Below are 22,858 nucleotides of genomic sequence, written 5' to 3'. Positions count from 1 at the left end.
ATTTACTGAAAAAATATCCTTTATTATGTTTTTTGCTTGCTTTAACTTCACCACTAATAATTCAAATCTATAAAAATTGAATTTATATTATTACCTTTTCAAATACCCCATATAAATCTACCTTACCATACCCCCAGATTCTATTCGGATAATCTAATGATATATCTCTATCCGCTCCTCTTATTAAAAATGTCTTAATTTCCACTCCTGTGATTCCTGTATAAAATCCTCTAGTAATTGCCCACTCAAATAAAAGTGCCACAATACCAGTATTTACTGCTGCGGCGGCCCCAGTTCCTGAGACATCTACATACCCATTCGTACTCGTTGGTGCAGTAAGTTCTGTCCCAGGGGCAACTAAATCTGGTTTTATTTCATTCGCCCTAGAATAACCTTTACTAGAAAAAATAGAAATGCCTCCTGTGTTTGTATCAAAGGAACCTATTGTGATTGGTGCAATTGCGTTCCCTGGCGAAGTAATTGTTATATAAGAATCCGATTCTATGAAGTAGGTATCATTAGAAACAATATCTCCAGATGGTAACCATGCATTAAACTGTGCATTTACTCTATCAATGTTATGAATTCGAAGTCTCCAGAGTCCACTTTGAGCGTCATCAAATCGAAGCCATATCAACTGGTCTCCAGTTCTTGGAACCGTGGGAACATTCTTTACACATAATTTAGTAGGCCCAAATACAAACGTATGAATAGTCGTCTGGCTAAATCCTGGAGTTAAATTCTCAATTCTTTCACCAGAAGGGGTTATGATATCAAGTGAAATTCTTAGGATAGGCTCTGTCCATATTTCTAAAAAAAATTTTTTATCTTTCTCTCCAACATTTAGTTCAACATCCGTATATTCTTCTCCACTTCTTACATATCGTGAGAAATGTCTTCTAGAATTCCCTTCATTTCCCGCACTAATAGTAACACATGTTCTTGGTAATTCTGATAGATCATTTAGATAACTAGAAAGCGCTCCTAAACCATCATGACTTCCTTGATTGGAACCCATTGCTAAACATAAAGCGAGTGGCCGATTTAATTGTTCCGAAACACTTTCTACGTATTTAACCCCCATCATAACATCTGTCTCTTGATAACAAATTGTTTCATTTGGTATGGACAAGAAGTCTTTGGTTATTCTCTTTGCTTGTTTAAGTTTCACAACCACAAATTCCGCCAAAGGAGCTATTCCAGAAAAGTCATTTGCTCTATCAGTACTTCCACCTGCAATACCAGCAATTGCTGTTCCATGTCCGATTTGATCATCGGTTGGTACGACCTCTAAAGGGTATGGTTGCTCTAAGGCTTTATTAATATCTTCTTTCGTATAAATTGTTCCATATGGAAATTCTTGACCTATTTCTGGTGGATCAATATTAACTGTTTGATCCCAAATGGAAGTAATTCTTGAAGTATTGTCATTATATAAAAATGCAGAGTGAAGATAATTGATACCAGTATCAATGATTCCAATTAATACACCAGTCCCCATAAGAGCTAAATTAGGATTACTTTGAACTCTTTTAACGCCTGTTACCTCTAGTGCAAAAGTTGATTCTAAAGTATAGCACCTTGGTACATTGCTATATGTGATACCTTGGAAATCACATTTATTTATATCTTCATATGGAAGTTGATATATAGAATAACTGTTATTTATTGTAGTAACAACTGTATTGGGATCTAGAGTATATAAGTATGAGTTATTAACTAGTAAGTCGAAATAATTTTCACTGATAAATCGGTTTTCCATGTAAACACTCCATTCTGTCGCAGTCCTGCGAATTTGGGCGACAGCACAAATTCGTATTAACGAGGTTTTCCTATATCGTTTCGGGATTCTTATATGATGAGTTTTTCGAATACACCATAAATATCAACTTTTCCATAACCCCAAAATCGATTTGGATATTCTTCAGAAGTCTCTCGTCTAGCACCACGTATTAATAACGTTTTAACTTCACGCCCCGTTATAATCGTATAATTTCCTCGTACAACTGCCCATTCTAAAAGTAGGGCTACCGCTCCACTTGTTAGAGCTGCTGCAGCTCCTGTTCCAGTAGCAGCAGAATAACCGGTATTACCAGAAGGAGCTTTTATATCCGTCCCTGGAGCAGCCAAATCAGGTTTCACTTCACCTTTTCTTGTATAACCTATTCCTGAAAAGTATGATATCCCTCCTTCTAACGTATTATACGAACCTATTGTGACAGGTGCAACGGCATCTCCTGGCGAAGTAACTGTCGTTTCAGGATCTGCTTGCAGAAAATAAGTACTGGTTGAGATAATATCCCCTGATGGGAGCCATACATTTATCACTGAACTAGTATTATCTATATTATTATAGCGAAATCTCCATGGTCCGCTTTGAGCATTTTCAAATCGTAACCAAACCAATTGAAGACCAGTTTCTGAAACTGTAGCTATATTGTTGATGCATATTACTGTAGGACTAAATACAAAGGAATATCTTCTTGAATGTCTTATTGCAGGATTGGTATTACTTATCGTCTCCCCAGATGGCGATGTAATCTCAAGTGAAATTCGTTGAATAGGTTCTAACCATATTTCCATAAAAAATTTTTTATCATTTTCTCCAACGACCATTTCGAATTCATCAAAAGGCACACCAGATCTAATGTTATAAGAATAATGCCTCTGAGAATTTCCTTCATTACCAGCAGAGATTACTACACAAGTCTTCGGTAAACTCGTAATATTTGCCAAATACGTACTAGTTGAACCCAAACTATCATGCGGTCCCTGACCAGTGCCGAAAGCTATACAAAGTACTAAAGGGCGATTTAATTCACTGGCTATTGACTCTAAAAATTTAATTCCCAACATAACATCTGTCTCTTGATAACAAATAGCATCCTCTCGGATAGAGAAAAATTGCTTCGTAATATTTTTCGCTTGTTTCATTTTGACTACCACTAATTCAGATAATGGCGCTGCGCCAGCGAAATCATTGCTCGTATCCGTACTTCCGGCTGCTATCCCTGCTATAGCAGTACCATGACCTATTTCATCATTCGTAGGAACAATTTCTAATGGAGTTGGTGATTTCAGAGCACGATTTATATCTACTTTTGAATAGATTGTTCCATATGGAAAATCCTCATTTACTGGAGCATTTTCATCCGTAATTGTTTGATCCCAAATCGTATAAATCCTGGTACTCTTATCACTATATAAAAAAGCAGGATTTTGATAGTTAATTCCACTATCGATAATTCCAATTAATACACCAGTCCCATACAAAGAAAAATTAGGATTCGCTTGAAGTCTAGTCACACCAATTTGTTCTAAAGCTAAACTAGAATCTAAGGTAAATATAGATGGGAAATTAGAATAATTAAATGTTCCAAGAGTACAAAAATCAATCTGATCACGTGGTATATTCGCAATGGAATGTTTCGAGTTAACATAGGTTACGCTAGTACCAATTTCTAAAGTATCTACTAATCGATTTGGTATAATTATTTCCATATAGTTCTCACTGATAAATTTATTCTCCATAGAATCCATCCTTTAGATTTGATAACAAGATTAATATCTTAATCACCTAAACTTCTTTTATTATCATATGATTTTTATTTATAAAGTTAACTTCTCAAAAGTTCCAAATAAATCAATCTGCCCATAGCCCCAAGTTCTATTAGGATAATCTACATTCAATTCTCTTCGTGCCCCACGGATTAGAAAAGTTTTTATCTCACTTCCCGTTATTCCGGTATAATTTCCTCTCAGAATTGCCCACTCTAATAGTAAAGCCACAACACCCGTAGTGAGTGCCGCTGCGCTTCCAGTTCCTGAGACTGTAACATATCCTTCTTTATTTGATGGACTTGTTATAAAAGTACCTGGTGCAGTTAAATCTGGCTTGATAACATCTTTTCTTGTATAACCCTTACTCGAAAATGTTGCAATACCTCCCTCCAATGTGTCGTAAGCTCCTATTGTAATCGGAGCAAATGCGTTGCCTGGTGCAGTTATTGTAAGATAAGGATTCGATTGTAAAAAAAAGGTTTCATTTGTAATAAGCTCTCCAGAAGGTAACCACACATTAAAATCGGAAGGTGTTCTATCAATATTATTTAATCTTATTTTCCATACACCACTTTGCGTATTATTAAAGCGTAATAGTATTAATTGGTCTCCAGACTCTGCTTCTGTTGTAATATTATTGATACACAACTTCGTTGGGCCAAATATAAAATTATATTTTTTTATCTGACGTATCCCTGGATATACACTACTAATCTTTTCTCCGGCTGGAGATGTTATTTCAAACGACAGTCGTTGAATTGGTTGCATCCATATTTCCATAAAAAAAGCTTTATCTTTTTCCCCAACTTTAAATTCAAATTCTTTAAATTCATCACCTTTACCAAAACTTCCAAGATAATGCCTACTCCTATTGCCTTCATTCCCTCCACTCACAACTACACAGGACCTAGGTGCTCTAGAAATATCATTGAGATAATAGCTCAGTGGATCTAAACCATCATCTCCACCTTGGCTCGATCCCATGGCTATACATAGAACAAGTGGTCGATTTAACCTTCTAGCTACATTTATTATGTATTTAATACCCATCATGATATCTGACTTTTGATAGCAAGTAACTTCCTGTGATACTGCAAAAAATTGTCTAACTACCTTTTTCGCTTGTTTTAATTTTACAACGATTAATTCTGATAATGGTGCGACACCAGAAAATTCATTTCCAGTATCCTCATTACCGACAATGATTCCTGCAATTGCAGTTCCGTGACCATTTTCATCCGTAGAAGGTACCGCATCGAGAGGATTTTTTAGTGCTAGTGCTCTATTGATATCTTCCCTCGAATAAAATGTACCATATGGAAATTCTTCATTCACCGGAGTATTTTCATTATAAATTGTTTGATCCCAAATTGAATTTATTTTTGTGGTATTATCCTTAAACAAAAAAGCCTTATGCTGATAATTCACCCCTGAATCAACTACTCCTACCAAAACACCTGCACCATATAGACTTAAATTTGGATTATTCCTAACTTTTACAAAACCTATTTTTTCTAACGCTACCGTTGAATCTAGTGTATAACACGTTGGAAAATAGGAATAGCTAAACCCATTAAAATTACAAAAATCAATTTTATCTATTGGTATATGTACGATGGAATACGAATCATTTATATTAGTAATAGTTCCTTGATTTTCAACTACATTTAATAAGGCATTAGGAATAATCAAATCCATAAATTTTTCGCTGTTAAATTTATTTTCCATAACTAGTCCCCACACTCTTTTATATCAGCATATGACGTTATTTATAATTCTATGTTATATAAAAATGTTTCATACTACTGTAATATTTACAAAAAATAATGAACAAGAAAAAGTATACTTTGCGAACTTTCTGGTATAAATAAAGTATCCTTATTTTTATAAGAAATTGGTCTTGTTTAAGTTTTATAGAATGATATAATAAAATTACCAAAGAATAGGAGGTAAGAAAATGGATAATGAAAAAGTTAGCAGTTTATTGAATGATCAAGTTAGGGAAGAATTTTATTCTGCTTATTTATACTTAAACATGTCGAATTACTATACAGAGCAAGGCTTAGATGGTTTTGCAAATTGGTTCAAAATTCAGGCTCAAGAAGAAAGAGACCATGCTATGCTTTTTATGCAGTATATGCAGAATAATAACTTAAAAGTATCTCTTCAAGCAATCGATTCTCCAGGAGAAGAATACACCTCAGCTATGGAACCTCTAAAGTCAACTTTAGAACATGAACAATCCGTAACGGACTTCATCCATACTATATATGATGCTGCATTCACAGTGAAGGATTTTCGTACTATGCAGTTCCTTGATTGGTTTGTAAAAGAACAAGGCGAGGAAGAAAAGAGAGCCACTGATTTAATTAAAAAAATGGAACTCTATGGTGATGATTCTAAGAGTCTTTATATGTTAGACCAAGAATTGGGGAGTCGTGTTTATATAGCTCCGTCGTTAGTGTTATAAGAAGCTTATACCTGTGAAATTGTAAGCTAAAATGGTTCCTTTTTAACCTTACTAAATAAATCAGTGTTATAATCTTTATCATTCAAAGGTAGTGAAAAATGCCACAAGGAAATTCTTATCTGATTTCCTTGTGGCGTTTTTATTTCTCATATTTTATTCTTATATTCTATTTCTTATATTCTACTTCTTTTAGGTGATACAGTAATTCTTATTTATATTAATTTTAGAGTATCTTCTGGATTTTTAGCAGCATTTACTTTTCCTGAAACTCCTGTTATAAATCCATTTTCATCGATTAAATATGTTGTTCTAACAACACCCATTGTTTTTTTACCATACATATTTTTCTCTTGCCAAACATCATAGGCTTTTATCACTTCCAACTCAGTATCCGATAAAAGCTCAAATGGAAGATTATATTTCTCTGCAAATTTTTTGTGAGATTGAACTGAATCCTTACTAACTCCAATTACAACAGCACCCTTCTCCATAAAATCTGGATATAAAGTTGCATATCCGCAAGCTTGTGCTGTACATCCTGGAGTATTATCCTTAGGATAAAAATAAAGAATAACTTTCTTCCCTAAAAAATCCTTTAACGATACTTCTACCCCTTCTTGATTGTTTAATGTAAATTCTGGTGCCTTACTTCCTATCTCTAACATTAGATTCTCCTTTCAAAAATACTAACTTCGTTTCGTTCGATAGATTTTCATCATAAGAAAAATCCAATCGATCGAACTTCTTAACTTCCGACATTGTAGATATCTTATGTTCCGCCATATAACGTACCATTTCTCCTCTGGCCATCTTGGCGTAAGTCCCTTTCTCTATTACTTTCTCGCCCTTTCGCTCTCCGAATACACAAGTTACTAATCTCACATCTTCTGTAACATAACGCTCAATGCATTTACTATATTCTTTTGACGCTAAATTTAATATAAAATCCGTTTCTTCGCGAAGTTTATTGTACAACAAACTCCCCCAGAATTCATATAAATCCTTCTTATCAGATAAATTCACTTTAGCCTGCATTTCCAAACGGTAAGCGGTAACACCATCAAGCGGTTTTAGTATTCCATAAAATCCTGATAAAATATATAAATGTTCTTGTATATACTCCAATTGGTCTTTTTCTAATACTTCTGGCGCCATGTATTGATATTGTATTCCTTGATACGACAGAATGGCAGGAGTCAATTTTGTTTTTAAGTTCATGCTAGCGATTCTCTCAAAATTCATGGTAGCTAACTGATCATTGCAATTCCATATCTCTTTTGCTTCCTCGTAACTTAAACTTTTTAAGTAAGTTAATAATTGATTGGTTTGATCAATGAAACTAGGTTCTCCACATACGGGCAAGGCTTCTATATTTTCCACCATTTTTTTAGCTGGTGATATAATTATTCTCATAACTTAAGTACTCTATCCTCCTCTTATGTCTTCTTAGATTATTGTAACATTCAATCAACTTAACAGCAATCTCCGATTGTTCAATCTTAATATCGAAGTTTTTCCATTAAGATTTCTTCCAAACTTTATAAACAGATTGTTGATAAATGATGAATGATACAATATTACTATATTTTAACAAGCAATATCTTATTAAATTGTCACTAATAAATCCTAAAATCATATAGTAATAAGGATAATATTAATTTTAGGAATATCATGCAAAATTTTAACCCATTTGACGAAAAACCAATACCTATAGAAAAAACCTTTATGGATTGGCGTGCTATTAACCCATGTCCTTACAATAAGGAGGAAACAGATGCTTATACAAAGACACGTATCGTTCTAATGAATGGTACCGAATTTGAAGCTCAATGGTTTTCTAGAAATTTTTCAAGACACTGTCCTTGTAATGAATTAAGAAGAGAATTGGCTATCCTCCGTCGCGGGGAGCAGCAACAACAAAAACTTATTAGTTGCTTAAAACCTAGGGATGAAAGTATCTTAGAGCATACCATCACTTATGAGCAGTTAGCAGTTGACTTGACCTCTGTGTTAGCTAAGCAAGAACCAGACTGTACAGTGAGAAATGCTCTAAACTTTGCATTACTAGAAGATTTTGATCACCTCTTTAGATATTCAAATCTATTAGATATGGAATATGGGATTTGTCCTGAAAAATTAGTCGGTGGATATACTGAGATAATGCCTGCTAGACCAACCATCTCTGAACATCGTCATCCAATAGATAGCATCTTCCCAGATGTATGTAATAAAAACGCAGATATTCTAACCAAATTAAACATTGGTATCATTACTGCTGCTGAACAGCAAACAATGAATTACTATATGAATGTAGCATCTCTTTATGATAAATCTGATTTAGGACGCAGACTCTATCAAGAAATCGGATTGATTGAAGAACAACACGTCAGCCAATATGAGAGTTTAAAAGATACGACTGCAACATGGCTGGAAGATTTATTACTACATGAATATACCGAGTGTTATCTTTACTATTCCTGCCTCCTTACAGAGTGCGATCCTTGCATTCGTAGTATCTGGGAGGAATTCCTCTGTTATGAAATTGCACATTTGCATAAAGCGAAAGACCTCCTTTGCAAATATGAAGGTAAGGATTGGCAAGAAGTTATCCCTTGTGGAGACTTCCCTCAAATCGTATGTCTTCGTCCTAACATTGACTATGTTCGTGCTATCATTGAAGCCACCACTGGTAATACCCAGAGTTGTTCCAGCATAGTACCACTAGGTTGCTTAGATCCTTGTGCTCCATTCTTTAGATATCAAGATATTGTGAATCATGACGTTTGTTGTGTACCAAGTCATAACGTCATCGATGCACGTATTGATTGTTTCGGAAAGGATTATCGCTTCCAAACTTCTCCACATCCATTGCCAGAACTTCGTGATCGTTGTGTAGATAATGTTACCCTTGCTCGTATTCCTGAATGTACTCCAAGTGAAACTTCCGATTGCGGAACAACAGATAATTGTTGCCAATGTAAAGTTCGTACAAGTGAAGGTACCATTTATTTTTAAAGCATATTTATAATATACAGCAAGGTTATTTATCCTAAACTTTAGACTGTTTATAGTAGTGAGCGAAAGCATTCTACTGCTTTCGCTCTTTTAATTGCCACACAAACAGGGACAGATAGACTTTTCATACAACGCTACTATAGTCAAGAGTTATTAGTCTCCTGTCTGGGAATACTGTAAAAGAAGAATTAAAAATACAAGATTCCATTAATGTACATCTAATCAAATTTTAATGGACTTTGAATAAATAATAAATTAAAATATTTAATTATAAGTGGAAAACCTATACACAAACCTAAGAAAGTTCAGAAAACAGATACAGCTTTAGAAATAGCTGAATTTAATTTACTAAAACGCTGTGTTAACAGTAGCACCTTCTTTCCTTCCTATTTGTGCTGCTTGCACAGCAGAATGGAGTTTTATGCCTGAGTATCCCAAAACTATCAAAAAGTTTCGCTTGAAACACAAGCATTATGACGATATACAGAGATTCAATCCTGACCCAAAGGTCGGGCTATCCAAAGCGCAGGTGCGTGAGCGCATCTCCCAAGGAAGAACCAACATCAACGCAGCCCCGTCAACCAAGAGTATATGGCTAATTCTGCGTGACAGTACGTTTTCCTTGTTCAATCTTATCATCCTGTTCCTCGCCGGGGCGCTCATATACATCGGGGAGTACAAGCATATCCTATTTGCCGGCATTATGCTCACCAACGTAGGAATCGACCTGTTTCAGGAGCTGCGCGCCAAACGCGCTACGGACAAACTCTCTATCCTCACATCTGCCACCGCACAAGTTCTACGTAGTGGAAAAAAGGAAGTTATCCCTGGGGATCAAGTAGTTCTGGACGATATTCTGTACTACAATCCTGGAAAACAGATTGTCACCGACAGCCAGATTTTGAAGGGTGGTTGTGAAGTCAACGAGGCAATGTTGACCGGTGAAAGTGAACCTGTCTACAAGGAAACCGGGGACATGCTCTACAGCGGAAGCTTTATTTCCTCAGGCAATTGTATAGCCATTGCGGAAGCGGTGGGTAGAGATAATGCGGTCTATGAGATTACCGCAGGCGCGAAGAAGGTTAAGACCCGAAAATCTGAGATTGTCAAGGGTTTGCAGAAAATCATAAAATTTATATCGGTGGTTATCATACCATTTGGACTTTTGTTCTTTAATAGCCAAATTTCAAACCTCGATAACAATGTCGTCGAGGCGACAAAACGGACGGTTGCTGCGATGATCGGTATGATTCCGAGTGGACTGATTCTGCTGACCAGCACTGTTTTTGCTGTTATTGTGGTCAAGCTCGCTCGCAAACGGGTTTTGGTCAACGAACTGTACAGTATTGAGATGCTCGCCCGTGCCGACGTTATCTGTCTTGATAAGACCGGTACTCTGACTGAGGGCAGTATGACCTTGGAGGATATTCTTTATTTTATTCCAGACGATAAATCGAAGATTCTAAGTGCGCTTGCCAGTCTCGGTATGGCAATGGATGCAAACGAAACAATGTCCGCGATTAATATCTACTGCATCGGAAGCGAAATTACCCCTTCCTCACGTACGGTTCCTTTTTCCAGCAAGAAGAAGTGGTGCGGTGCATATTTTGAAGGTACCGGGGCATATGTGCTCGGAGCTCCAGAGCGTATCATTACCGAACGCCAACCCGAACTTCGAGCAAAAGCGAAGGAACTTGCCAAGCGGTACCGCGTGCTTTGCCTCGCTGTAAACAGCAGTTTGTCCGAGGAACTAAATGATATGCCCGATCGGACCGCGGTTTGCTTGCTACTGCTCAGCGATACCATCCGGAAGAATGCAAAGGAAACCATCTCTTATCTAAAGGAACAGGGTGTTTCGGTACGAATTATTTCGGGTGATAACCCTGCAACAGTCTCACACATTGCACAGGCAGTGGGGGTAGAAAATTTTGAAAAAGCAATCGACCTATCCGAGTTGACCGACGATAACGAAATTAAAAATATCTGCGAGGATTATGTTGTTTTCGGTCGGACGACACCGGTCCAGAAACAACTGTTGATCCAGGCCATGCGCGACCGTGGACACGTGGTAGCGATGACCGGCGACGGAGTGAATGATGTTCTCGCCATGAAAGAGTCCGACTGCGCCATCGCGGTCGCCAAGGGAACGGATGCGGCCCGCACAGTGGCGGATATGGTATTACTGGATTCCTCCTTTAAGGCGATTCCGGCCATCATTGAAGAAGGACGTTCCTCCATCAACAACATACAGCGTACCGCCTCACTTTTCCTGACTAAGACCATCTATTCGACCTTACTACTGTTGGCGTTCCTATTTTCACCCGCTCCCTATCCTTTTTCGCCAATCCAGCTTTCACTGATTAGCCCCATTACCATCGGTATTCCCTCTTTTCTGCTTGCATTCCGACCGGACAAGAAGCGGGTATCAGGTCGATTTATCCGGAACGTTTTGTACAAAGCCCTTCCCGGTGGCGTGACCATCTTTTTTGCCGTGATGTTTGTGCAGTATTTGTCAGGTTATTTCTTACTATCCGACCTACAGATTTCAACAATCAGCGTCATATTGACAGGTGGTTGCGCTCTGTTCGGGCTGTTGTTTATTTCATTCCCACTCGACCGTTTCCGGTTCTGGCTAGTGGTATCCCTGTCTGTACTTTTTACATTCGCGGTACTTAGGTTCCGACGCATGTTTGATTTTAATACACTTGCAGGGACAGGTATCACAGTCCTGCTACTAGGCGCAGCGTTTAGCGTGTTGGTATTCTGGTTAGTTAAGTTGGCAGCTGACTTCTTTTTTAAAGAAACGGATATATAGGTAGAGGGGGTTCCTTCCCTGCATCCCAATAAAAAATTACAGACATGAATTACAGACATAAGAAATGATACCAATAGGGTAATGCTGAGAACCAGTCATAACTATACAGAAATCCTATTATTAATGTTTATATAACAACAAGGTCAGCACATGAAAAGTGCTGACCTTAATCTTTAATATAACATTTCATTTATAGCAAGAAATAACATACTTTCAACTCTGATGAATTGAATTTTACATTCCTAATTCCTTAAACTTAACACGTGAAATCGTAATGTCAAATTCTACACTACAATCCTTACCAGCCACGATTTTAATTCTATTAAGACCTTTCTTTGTTAGATTACTAACTGAAGCTATTATTTTTCTACTTCAAAACCTAGTAAGCTACAATTTCTTTAATAAAGAACTCCCTACCACTCAGTAACTCCCAGTTTCTAGTATTGCATATTGGGCATTGATGATGATGTTCTAACAACCGAAACACCTTTTTACAATCTTTACAAAGCGCATTTCCTGGTAAAATCTCAATCTCAAGTTTCGTGTTCTCTAAGATAGTTCCATCTATCGCTGCTGGATAACATTGCTCTACATATTTTGGTATCATAGATGACAGCTCTCCAATTTGTAATACTACAGTATCTATTGTTGTAAGATTCTGTTCCAGAGCAACCCGTTCCACTGTCTTCACTACTTCAATAACTACTCCTAGTTCATGCATTTTTCTCTTAATTCCTCGTCAATGCTTTCCTAACATTCTTAGCCATTATCTTTCCTTTTCTCATCAGAATCTGCTTTACGACTACTGGTTTGAGATCTTCGAAAGCAACTCCTTCTCCATCGTAAGTTCGAACAAGAGAGATTGCATCAAACATACACTTTGTTGTACATTGACCACATCCTACACATAAGAATTCATCCACAACGGTTGCACCACAACCTAAACAACGTTTGGTTTCCATTCTTAGCTGTTCTTCTGTAAATACCCCTCTGGAATCTTTGAAGGAAGAAACAGCTTCATTCTCATTCGCCTTTTGACGAGGTGTGGTATCGTACCCTTCGGTAATCGTATTGGATTTATCAAAGGAATGATATTCTTTTCGGTCACGACCAATAATTAAGCTCTGACCAGGCTGTACATAACGATGGATAGAAATAGCTCCTTCTTTTCCCGCAGCAATTGCATCAATTGCAAATCTAGGACCGGTATAAACGTCACCACCAACAAAGATATCTTTTTCACCTGTTTGTAGCGTAGTAGAATCTGCTTTTATCGTCTTATTCGGATTAAGTTCAAGGTTTGTACCTGAAAGCAACATGCCATAATCCATTGCCTGGCCTACAGAAAGCAGAACATAATCTGCAGGTACCTCGATAGTATCTTCTTCATCATATACTGGTTGGAAACGATGTTCTTGATTAAATACGGAGAGACAACGTTTGAATTCAACACCCACAACGCGCCCATCTTTCAAAACAATTCGTTTCGGTCCCCAAGAATTATGAATCTCTATCTGCTCATGGAGAGCCTCTTCTACTTCTTCCTCTAACGCTGGCATCTCTTCTCTACTTTCAAGGCAATACATCTTAGTATTCGCAGCACCAACTCTAACCGCAGTCCTTGCCACGTCAATCGCGACATTTCCGCCACCGATCACAACGACATTACCGCTTAAATTCTTATGCTTCTTTAGGTTTACTTCTCTTAAGAAGTCAATACCTGTAATTACTTCCTCTGCATCTTCCCCTTCAATGCCTAACTTTCTGCCAGCTTGAGCACCAATAGCAATGTAGAAGGCTTCGTATCCTTGTTTTCTTAACTCCGATATAGTTATGTCACGTCCTACTTCAATACCTGTCTTAAATTCTACTCCAAGTTCTTTTATCACTTGAATCTCTGCTTCGATAACTTCTTTTTCAAGACGGAATGATGGGATTCCTAGAGTTAACATACCACCTATTACTTGTTGTTTTTCAAAGACTGTGACTTGATATCCGTCCAATGCCAAATAAAATGCACAGGATAATCCCGATGGTCCTGCCCCAATGACTGCAATTTTCTTTCCATAATCATGTCTTTTCTTTGGAACATAGCGATTCTCTTCCTTTAAATCCTGCTCTGCGATGAATTTTTTTATATCATCAATTGCGATAGGTTCATCGATATCCCCTCTGGTACAAGCAGATTCACATCTTCTTGGACAGATTCTACCACAAACCGCTGGAAATGGATTCTCATGCTTTATTAATTCCAATGCCTCACGGAATTTTCCCTGAGAAGCAAGTTTTATGTATCCTTGAATTGAGATATGCGCTGGACATTCCGTTTTACATGGGCTAGTACCAGTATCAACAACATTCTTTCGGTTAATACGATAATCAGCATTCCATTTATCCGGTCCCCATTCGGTATCTCTTGGAGTATCTTTACGAATTATTTTATCTGCTACTGGTGTCTTCCCACACAGCTTCTGACCTAGCTGTAGTGCATTTACTGGACAATGCTGTACGCACTCACCACAAGCTACACATTTGTCTTTGTCAACATGAGAAACATAGTTGGAACGAACCATATCTGCATTAATAAACATTTCTGCTGTTCTTAAAGATAAACAGGAACAACCACAACAATTACATATCGCATGCGTTTTTCCAGAGCCATCTAAGTTTGGAATCTGGTGCATTAAGCCATTTTCTTCTGCACGCTTGATAATCTCAAAGGCTTCTTCTCTTGTAATTCGTTTTCCTCTTCCTGTACGTATGTAATACTCTGCGGCATGCCCCATCTGAATACACATATCTTCTTTCAGATGCCCACACCCCTCGCCCATGACTTCTCTTGCGGTACGGCAAGAACAGTCAGAAACTGAAAAGATATCATTCTCATTCAAATATTTTGATACTTCTTCATAGGAAGCTTTTCTTGTTTCACCCTGTATTGCTGTTTCTATTGGTATTACACGCATTAACCCAACACCTACCGGGAAACTACCTGCTGTTTTAGGACCACGCACTCTACCATATGCTTCAAAACTTTCTGCTATCTGAGGATATTTAGCCACATTTTCTTTGTTATTCACCATCATTTCCATAATACCAGGAACCCAGGTATCATACCAATAATGATCCACTCCATCGATATTGTTAACGAATAAAACACCTGCTACTGCTAACTCCCACAATAATTTAGCTGTTTCTTCCTCGCTTTTACCACACTTTACGGAAAGTTCTTTCGCTGTTGCTTTTTTTCTTATTTCCATGCATAGGGCTACTTCAGCCATTTCCTCAGTTACAACCGGTTCAAGTATCCTATATTCTGGATCGGTTGCATTAATTTCATTTTTAGAACCACGTTTTTTTCTACTAATATGATTGGCAAGGTCTAGAACTTTTTCTTTAATCATACGATTCCTCCAAATAGAATTTTCTTTATATTCCTATTCCCGTACACTTTCTTTTGCGCTGGTTGAAAATTTTTATTTTTCAATCTACTTCCTTCCACTTCTTAACTTCTGTTCGTAACCAATCCGCGAAAATCTCAATTCCTTCACCAGTTCTAGCCGATATCGGAATAATCTTAATGTCTGGGTTTATTTTTCTTACACGTTCCATACAAGCTTCTAAGTCAAAATCAAAATGTTCTAACACATCCATTTTATTTATTAATAACACATCCACAATAGAGAACATCAATGGATATTTCAGAGGTTTATCATCCCCTTCTGGAATACTAAGTATCATAGCATTCTTACTAGAGCCTGTATCAAATTCTGCAGGGCAGACTAAGTTTCCAACATTTTCTAAGATAGCAAGGTCTAGCCCTGAAGTATCAAGTCCGAGAAGCCCCTGTCTTGTCATATCTGCATCAAGATGACACATCCCACCAGTATGTAACTGAATTACCTTAACACCTGTTTCAGCAATAGTTTTTGCATCCACATCAGAGTCAATGTCCGCCTCCAAAACTCCAATGTGCATCTCCTCTTTTAACATTGAAATTGTCTTTTTTAAGGTACTAGTCTTACCTGCTCCTGGAGAAGACATTAAATTGAGTAAAAATACTCCCTTTTGCTTTAACTCCTCACGAAGAAGATTTGCATCCTTATTATTATCTTCAAACACGCTTTGCTTAATTTCAAGTATCTTAAATTCTTTCATAAGTTACCTCATTTCTGCGCTGCTTTTTATGTAGAGCAAGCTTGTGGTTGCAGCGCAAACACAAGCTTGCTAATTCTCTATCTCCTATAGTTTTCTATACTTAGTTTACTGTAGATGGATCAGCAAGCACTTTCACTTCCTGAAATTTCTTCATATCAACATACAATTCTTGTTTGTATGGATGTCTCTTAGTCTTTCTTGCGCGGTAAATCATAAAGATTGCAACCGCAATATTTACAGCTAATGCTGCAAAACTCCAAATAAACAATGCTCCCCTATTGTAGGTCGAAGATACTGCAAATCTACCTTTATCGATAAATGCTGGTACTGTCTGTGCAAACATACACCATAATGCCAGGGTATGAGCGCGGTGCTGTAACCATGCACCTTTTCCTAGTGTGAAAGCACATACGGTTGGTGCCAATAATAATGCAAATCCACAATACCAAGCATGACCTGGCAAACAGTTATATGTATAAGCAAAATTCCATAAATCATAGGCGATAATCCAAAACCACATCATATCTGGCCATAACATGTCTTGGCTTTTATCCGTCTTTGTTTTCTTACGAATACAGATGCCAACCCATCCAGTGATTGTTATGATATTTAGTATACCCGCAGCTGCATTCATGAAGTTCCAAGGTCCACCTAAAACATACATAGAACCATCTGTTAGAATACCGCCTTTTGAATACTGAAGTCCAATTTCAATATCTCTTGCCACTGCTTCTAAAATATTAATTGCTAGGATTAGTGGTGGAAAACATAACGCAATACGATTGTTTGCCAACCTCCATTCCTTACCTGTCTTTTTGTTTGTTCCATGTAGATTACGAATGCACCAAAAACCTATACATCCTGCTGTTGCGGAATATACCTTGGCTAAATGGAACCAGTCTGTATATGTAGTATCACTTAATACAGTAAACCATAGAACCGATAGAACGATTGGCAAAACGATAAAACAGACAAACCCTCCCACTGTGGATCTTCTGGTAAATTCATTAAGTGCAAATAACAACACAAATACTAGAATCCAGACGAGCCACACAGATAATGCTGTTGCCCCACTTCCATAATTGAACGTAAACACTTTTAGTTCCTCCTTTGCTTTATACGCAATTTAAATTTACATCAATGTAACTGATGGACCATTCCCTATCCCCTCATCTTTTCTGGTCATACCACAGTATCAAAGATTTGATAAAATCTTAACATATTTACATTTTATAGTCAATATTTACCTAAATTAAACTCGCATTTTCTAATCTTTTATATATTTTGCACTTGTATTTTACCTTAATTTTCTATATAATCAGTTATGGTATGTGACTGAACCACAGCCAATCTATAAGAAAGGAAACCACCTATGGAATTTACAAAACTTAGTGCTCCCTCCTTAAAGGAATTGTTTATACATGAATTAGAAAAAATGATATTATCCGGGAAATTACCTATCGGTGAAAAACTCCCACCAGAAAGAGATTTGGCTCAATCCATGCAAGTTAGCCGTGCGGTAGTCAATGCTGGTATTGCCGAACTTGGACGGAAAGGATTTTTAACTATAAAACCAAGAGTAGGCACCTTTGTTGCTGATTATCGCAGAAACGGTACTCTTGAAACCTTGATTTCTATTTTGAATTATAATGGAGGAGTCTTACGTGATGGAGAAGTTCGCTCGATTTTAGAACTAAGAATTGCTTTGGACACCCTTGCAGTAGAACACTGCATTCCAAAGATTACAGAGGAAGACATTTTAAGATTAAAAGATTATGTGAAGCAGTTGGGTGAAGCAAAGTCACCAGAAGCTGCAAGCGAAATCGCCTTTCATTTTCAGCATGAGCTAGCTTATCTATCCGGTAATACCTTAATGCCATTAATCTTTTCTTCGTTTAAGATTCCTGTACTATTTTTGTGGGAACGTTTTGTCTGTCTCTATGGCTTAGAAGCACTTCATAAAAATACTGAAATCCTATGCGATTACATTACAGAGCGGAAAACTGAAAAAGCGGTGGAATGGCTAAAGCATTCCATTAATGACACGATTAGTGGAAATCGGCCGATTTATTATTAAGACAAAAAAGAACATACAGGGTAATTTCAGAATGTTAACTCACATTCCAAAATCCTACCCGTATGTTCTTTTTAATAACTGTGGAATTAATATATAATTACTAAATCTAGATTTAGAAAGCATTTTAAACTTGGGAATCACCTAACGTACGTAATATGCTTCCATATTGCTTCTGAAATAACTCATAATCTACCCCTTTTTTTATCCATATCACTACCGGCCAGGCATTCGTCCGCAATCGCCTTAATCTATGAAATACTTCCTCTTGTTCTAAGAGTATAAATGTTTTCTTTTCAAAAAGGATTAGAAGCGGTGGTGTATTATCATATGTACTTTGTATTTCCTTTTTATCTATCTCTACTTTCTTAACTTCCGTTTCTTCGCTCTCAACTCGAACCAATCTCAGTGGTAGTTTTATAAGCGTACTAAATACTCCCTGTTCCCTGAATAAATGTTCCAATATAATACAATTACTACATGAAAATTGAAGAAATGTATGAATCCATTCTTCTATCATGCCAGCATTTTGATAAGCAAGTGCTGATGCAACTGTAGGAGTATACTCGCATTCATCCCTCTTTTTTGAATACAAGATTTTTTTAATGGAATCAATCGACAAATAATACTCTTCTGACAACTCGGTTACCGTAATACCATTCTTATATTTGTTACAAATCATCTGATTTCTTTTTTGTAAACGCTTACGATACCCTGTTATTTCTCCCCACTCTTTTTTCTCTTCTCCAGAGGGAATATATAAAATCTTACCTTCTGCATATTTCTGTACTTCTTTTAATAACTCCTTTGGTAGAATATTTTTTGCATTTTCGTATCTCATTTCAGGACCTCTTAGGATATTTTATTGATACGTTCTTCTAATTCATTTAAGTATTTTACGATAGAAATACAGGATTCCTCATCATCGATAGAAGCGTGCCAACGTAAACAATCGATTGCTTTAAAATATGCCATGCATAGATAACGCTCCTTAAAATTTGGTATCTCAATTCCTTCTTCCTTACAGTATTCCCATAACAATTCAGGAATAAGAAGGTATGGTTTATTCAAATCCATAATCGCAAAATCAAGTAAAAAGTCACTGACACCAGCTCTGCTCCAATCCGGAAATCCTGTTACGGTTTCACCATTGGTTACCATATTGCAAAAAAAGGTATTGTTATAGATCAGAAATCGTCTTCCCTCACAATAAGGTATAAGTTCTATCATTTTTTCATAATAGCGATAAAACACAGTTTCCTCTAATAGTATAGTTTGGAACATTTCTTTCCAATGGTACCAATATCCTTCCTCAACCTCTGTAAAGGTATTAATTAAGAACTCTCTGCATGTTTCAAATGGCAAGCTCGCATCTTCAGTAAACTCTCCATATCCACGAAGGTCTGATATATCAACGGTACTAATCTCAAAGATTTTTCTAAAAAACTCTTGATGGATTCTTTGAAAATCCTCAAATGATAAATCATCGGATAAATATCCTTCCGGTGTCATGTTAATGGTGTCTGGTAATCTTTCTTTCAATAATTGATCCTTTTTCATATACACCTCTCATCTCAGCGTCTTTCACTCTTACTGCTCTTTTTGATGCTCATAACAGCACATAATATCCCTTTCTATACTTTTATTAATTATCTGAAGTATAAATGTCAGCGCGCATCTAACTTAATATAAGTATAGCATAGCTGCAAGAGAAAAATAGAGAGAGAATAGATATAACCAAGTTTTCTTTTGTTTTAATACATTGATATTTTGATTTTTCAAAGAAATATTTTCGATTTCTTCTTAGACTTGCTCGTGAAAAGATAATCTACTATATTGAAATAATGCAATAGACCATTTCTTAATTATTTTTGTAGTATTTTTAGTTTTTCGTAATTATTTTGTCTCTGCATATTTTATATTTTTATCTTGACATCAAAACCACTATATGTTATATATTACACGTATGACATAGTTTCGTATACTACATATAAACATCTTTACTTACACAATGTTAATATCTACTGTATCATCAGTAAATAACCTATAAAATAAGCTTCTATACTCACAATCAACGAAAGGAATGTATTCATATGGACAAATTTATCCTTAGCTGTTGTTCTACAGCAGATCTTTCTAAAGAACATCTTGATCATCGAAATATCTCATATATATGTTTTCACTATGAGTTAGACGGCAAACAGTATCTTGATGATTTAGGTCAGACAATACCCTTTTCTATATTTTATGATAAAATGAAACAGGGGGCTGATACAAAAACATCACAAGTTAACGTAGATGAATTTGAATCCTATTTTGAATCCTTTCTTAAAAATGGGTTAGATATTCTACACATTTGTTTATCGTCTGGCCTTTCGGGGGTAATAAACTCTGCAAATATCGCTAGAAGCAATCTTGCTGAGCGGTACCCTGAACGTAAAATCTACATTGTTGATTCCTTAGGTGCCTCCTCCGGCTACGGACTAATTATGGATACACTTGCAAGTCTTAAGGATAATGGAAAGGCAATCGATGAGGTCTACGATTGGATTAATGCTAATCGACTTCATATGCATCATTGGTTTTTCTCGACTGATTTATCTTTCTATGTTAAGGGTGGTAGAATCTCTAAGACCGAAGGAATGATCGGGAATATTCTTAATATATGTCCTTTACTAAATATGAATCATGAGGGACATCTCGTTCCAAGGTATAAAATCCGTTCAAAAAGAAAAGTAATTCAGGAAATTGTGAACAAAATGGTAGAAAACGCTTCTGGTGGTTTGGGGTACTCTGGAAAATGTTATATCTCACATTCTGATTGTTATGAAGATGCCAGAGCAGTTGCCGATTTAGTTCAAAAAACATTTCCTAATTTAATTGGAAATGTAGAAATAAATTATGTAGGTACTACGATTGGAAGTCATACCGGACCTAATACAGTTGCCCTTTTCTTCTGGGGAGGTGAGCGTGTTGACTAGGAAAGAACATATTGCAAAGATTATTCGGATAACTACCATACCCTCCCTTCTTGTAACTGTATTGCTAATTATCCTTTATTTTACTAGATTTGATATCTTCAAGAATAATGCAAATTTCTTTATTGCTGTCATTTTTCTTGGTATAATTCCTATTCTTGGATACCCGTTGCAATATGCACTTCCAAGATTTAAAGATAAGGGACGCGCTGGCCAGCGAACTCTTGCTTTTATCATGAATATAATTGGATACACTACAGCACTGCTATTGGGCTTTATACAAAATGTAACTCATAATTTGCTACTAATTTTTATGGCATATTTTATTTCTATCGTTATTTTAACCACTTTCAATAAATTATTTCATATACGTGCTAGTGGTCATTCCTGTAGTATAACAGGCCCTTTAATATTATTAATATATTTTGTAGGTACCTGGTGTATTTTCCCTAGTATACTTATCTATGCTGCCGTTGTATGGTCTTCCATAGAACTCAAGCGTCATACAGTGAAAGATCTAGTCATGGGCTCTTTCCTGTATAGTTGCATTTGGACTATCTCTTATTCTTCTTTCCTTTCGCATTTAACACTGGTGGTTTTATTTTTCTTAGTTATAAACAGGGAGGGTCGCAAAATAGCTGATACATAGCTATGAAGTGGCGCTCCATTTTAGTAGTACTAATAATAAAATGACTTAATCCCAATAAAACCTCTTCATTCCCAAAGTACCAATAAAAATAGCCCTGTACCTAGTTGATCGGTTTAAATAAAATCCCACTTTCAACTTAATACAGAGCCATTTACTTTCATTATATTAATACGCTTTATCTAACATATAATTTTTTTCATTCTTCTCAAATTTAATTTTTTTGCCTGCTGCCTGTAAGGTAGCATCATAAGTAGTATCTATAGTAACCCATTGTTTTGTAGTTTCATTATATACTTGATTCCATGCATGATAAGTATCAGGATTACTGGATTCGTATCCTTTTACTATTTTTGTAGGAACACCTACGCTACGAAGCATTACAGCTGTTAAAGTAACATAGTCATAACAAATCCCCTTTTTTGTTTTATAAAAAGATATTAAATCAGGGGTATAATCCTTTGTTACTTTATCCGCTTTTTTATTATCATAAGAATAGTTTTTTGTGATATAACTATGTATTGCTTTTGCTTTATCTATATTGGTATTAGCATTTTTCGTTAATTCTTGTGCCTTCTTAAGTATTCTGCTGTCTTCATTTTCCCAATTGATTGCTTCATTGGATTGAAGATATACGGTAGTTTCATCCTTTATCTTTACTTTGATTTCTTTTTGTAGGGTAGCTACATATTTATTACCTTCTACTTTTTCACCTATCATAATTTGATAGGTTCCATTGCCTAAAGTGAAAGGATATTTTCCTCCGTCTACAACAGGATAATTGTAAGATACCTTATCTTTACTAATCACAATTACATATGCTACTGTTGTCTTCGTTTCCTTAATACTTGTTGATACATAGCCTTCTGACAAATGGCTTTCATCTAACTCGACGATGACACTTGCTTGTCCTTTCACAGAGCTAAATAATAATAAAAAAGAAAACAGGAAGAGAAATAATTTCTTTATAATTTGGTTTGAGCTCATAAAAACTCTCCTTTCGGTAACTGGCTATCATCTTAGAATATCTAAGGAAGACCCTATAGTTTTGCGTCGCTAGTTTTCACTAGGTTTGCTATTATCGTTGGAAAGCACCAACTTTGTCTATATGTAGTTTTTCTTATTTCTATTTTATACCTTT

General features: G+C 36.3%; 18 protein-coding genes and 1 riboswitch. Of the genes, 6 read left to right on the top strand and 12 right to left on the bottom strand.

The genetic code is table 11. From position 1 onward, the window contains the following. Positions 1-82: 82 nt before the first annotated feature. The 3 genes from CPHY_RS08180 to CPHY_RS08170 form a co-directional block, all read right to left on the bottom strand. Positions 83-1,762 (bottom strand): S8 family peptidase, encoded by a 1,680-nt coding sequence (locus CPHY_RS08180; RefSeq protein WP_012199601.1) that lies wholly within the window; start codon positions 1,760-1,762, stop codon positions 83-85. Between the two features lie 89 nt (positions 1,763-1,851). Beyond that, positions 1,852-3,531, bottom strand: coding sequence for a S8 family peptidase (locus CPHY_RS08175; protein ID WP_012199600.1), 1,680 nt, complete (start codon positions 3,529-3,531; stop codon positions 1,852-1,854). 78 nt (positions 3,532-3,609) lie between these two features. Beyond that, complete coding sequence (locus CPHY_RS08170) at positions 3,610-5,289, bottom strand: S8 family peptidase (protein ID WP_012199599.1); 1,680 nt, start codon at positions 5,287-5,289, stop codon at positions 3,610-3,612. A gap of 229 nt (positions 5,290-5,518) precedes the next feature. Between CPHY_RS08170 and CPHY_RS08165 the strand changes: the two genes are divergently transcribed. Beyond that, positions 5,519-6,031, top strand: a complete 513-nt coding sequence (locus CPHY_RS08165) for a ferritin (RefSeq protein WP_012199598.1) — start codon at positions 5,519-5,521, stop codon at positions 6,029-6,031. Between the two features lie 212 nt (positions 6,032-6,243). On the opposite strand, the gene bcp is transcribed toward CPHY_RS08165, so the two are convergent. Together bcp and yaaA are read right to left on the bottom strand one after the other, a co-directional pair. Continuing rightward, the gene (bcp, locus tag CPHY_RS08160; protein WP_012199597.1) at positions 6,244-6,696 is read right to left on the bottom strand and encodes a thioredoxin-dependent thiol peroxidase; all 453 of its coding nucleotides are present in this window, start codon (positions 6,694-6,696) and stop codon (positions 6,244-6,246) included. Then, entirely contained in the window at positions 6,677-7,444 is a 768-nt protein-coding gene (yaaA, locus tag CPHY_RS08155) for a peroxide stress protein YaaA (RefSeq protein WP_012199596.1), read from the bottom strand. The genes bcp and yaaA overlap by 20 nt, the downstream gene beginning before the upstream one ends. Positions 7,445-7,702: 258 nt before the next feature. On the opposite strand from yaaA, the gene CPHY_RS08150 reads away from it, so the two are divergent. After that, positions 7,703-9,046, top strand: a complete 1,344-nt coding sequence (locus CPHY_RS08150) for a hypothetical protein (RefSeq protein ID WP_012199595.1) — start codon at positions 7,703-7,705, stop codon at positions 9,044-9,046. A gap of 421 nt (positions 9,047-9,467) precedes the next feature. After that, the gene (locus tag CPHY_RS08145) at positions 9,468-11,861 is read left to right on the top strand and encodes an HAD-IC family P-type ATPase (protein ID WP_012199594.1); all 2,394 of its coding nucleotides are present in this window, start codon (positions 9,468-9,470) and stop codon (positions 11,859-11,861) included. Between the two features lie 379 nt (positions 11,862-12,240). Here CPHY_RS08145 and CPHY_RS08140 read toward each other — a convergent pair whose 3' ends face one another. From CPHY_RS08140 to CPHY_RS08125, 4 genes are all read right to left on the bottom strand, one after another. Further along, entirely contained in the window at positions 12,241-12,582 is a 342-nt protein-coding gene (locus CPHY_RS08140; protein ID WP_012199593.1) for a hydrogenase maturation nickel metallochaperone HypA/HybF, read from the bottom strand. Between the two features lie 7 nt (positions 12,583-12,589). Beyond that, a complete protein-coding gene (locus tag CPHY_RS08135) occupies positions 12,590-15,265 on the bottom strand; it encodes an FAD-dependent oxidoreductase (RefSeq protein ID WP_012199592.1) in 2,676 nt (891 codons plus the stop codon). A 79-nt stretch (positions 15,266-15,344) separates the two neighbouring features. Then, the gene (hypB, locus tag CPHY_RS08130; RefSeq protein WP_012199591.1) at positions 15,345-16,019 is read right to left on the bottom strand and encodes a hydrogenase nickel incorporation protein HypB; all 675 of its coding nucleotides are present in this window, start codon (positions 16,017-16,019) and stop codon (positions 15,345-15,347) included. Positions 16,020-16,119: 100 nt separating this feature from the next. After that, entirely contained in the window at positions 16,120-17,115 is a 996-nt protein-coding gene (locus CPHY_RS08125; RefSeq protein ID WP_012199590.1) for a DUF5692 family protein, read from the bottom strand. A 276-nt stretch (positions 17,116-17,391) separates the two neighbouring features. Here CPHY_RS08125 and CPHY_RS08120 point away from each other — a divergent pair, with 276 nt between their 5' ends. Further along, positions 17,392-18,096, top strand: a complete 705-nt coding sequence (locus tag CPHY_RS08120; RefSeq protein WP_012199589.1) for a FadR/GntR family transcriptional regulator — start codon at positions 17,392-17,394, stop codon at positions 18,094-18,096. 124 nt (positions 18,097-18,220) lie between these two features. Here the strand turns inward: CPHY_RS08120 and CPHY_RS21930 are convergent, their stop codons facing one another. Further along, entirely contained in the window at positions 18,221-18,934 is a 714-nt protein-coding gene (locus tag CPHY_RS21930; RefSeq protein ID WP_012199588.1) for a CD3324 family protein, read from the bottom strand. 11 nt (positions 18,935-18,945) lie between these two features. After that, on the bottom strand, positions 18,946-19,653 hold the full coding sequence (locus tag CPHY_RS08110; protein ID WP_012199587.1) for a hypothetical protein: 708 nt from the start codon (positions 19,651-19,653) through the stop codon (positions 18,946-18,948). 533 nt (positions 19,654-20,186) lie between these two features. Here CPHY_RS08110 and CPHY_RS08105 point away from each other — a divergent pair. Together CPHY_RS08105 and CPHY_RS08100 are read left to right on the top strand one after the other, a co-directional pair. Continuing rightward, positions 20,187-21,074 (top strand): DegV family protein, encoded by an 888-nt coding sequence (locus CPHY_RS08105; protein ID WP_012199586.1) that lies wholly within the window; start codon positions 20,187-20,189, stop codon positions 21,072-21,074. Then, a complete protein-coding gene (locus tag CPHY_RS08100; protein WP_012199585.1) occupies positions 21,064-21,720 on the top strand; it encodes a hypothetical protein in 657 nt (218 codons plus the stop codon). Before CPHY_RS08105 ends, CPHY_RS08100 begins: the two co-directional genes overlap by 11 nt. A gap of 165 nt (positions 21,721-21,885) precedes the next feature. Here CPHY_RS08100 and CPHY_RS08095 read toward each other — a convergent pair whose 3' ends face one another. After that, on the bottom strand, positions 21,886-22,704 hold the full coding sequence (locus tag CPHY_RS08095) for a transglutaminase-like domain-containing protein (RefSeq protein ID WP_012199584.1): 819 nt from the start codon (positions 22,702-22,704) through the stop codon (positions 21,886-21,888). A gap of 12 nt (positions 22,705-22,716) precedes the next feature. Beyond that, a riboswitch (cyclic di-GMP riboswitch) is annotated at positions 22,717-22,804 on the bottom strand. Positions 22,805-22,858: the final 54 nt, after the last annotated feature.

The organism is Lachnoclostridium phytofermentans ISDg (assembly GCF_000018685.1).
Taxonomy (GTDB): Bacteria; Bacillota; Clostridia; order Lachnospirales; family Lachnospiraceae; genus Lachnoclostridium; species Lachnoclostridium phytofermentans.
This window is presented reverse-complemented; position numbering and strand designations above follow the sequence as displayed.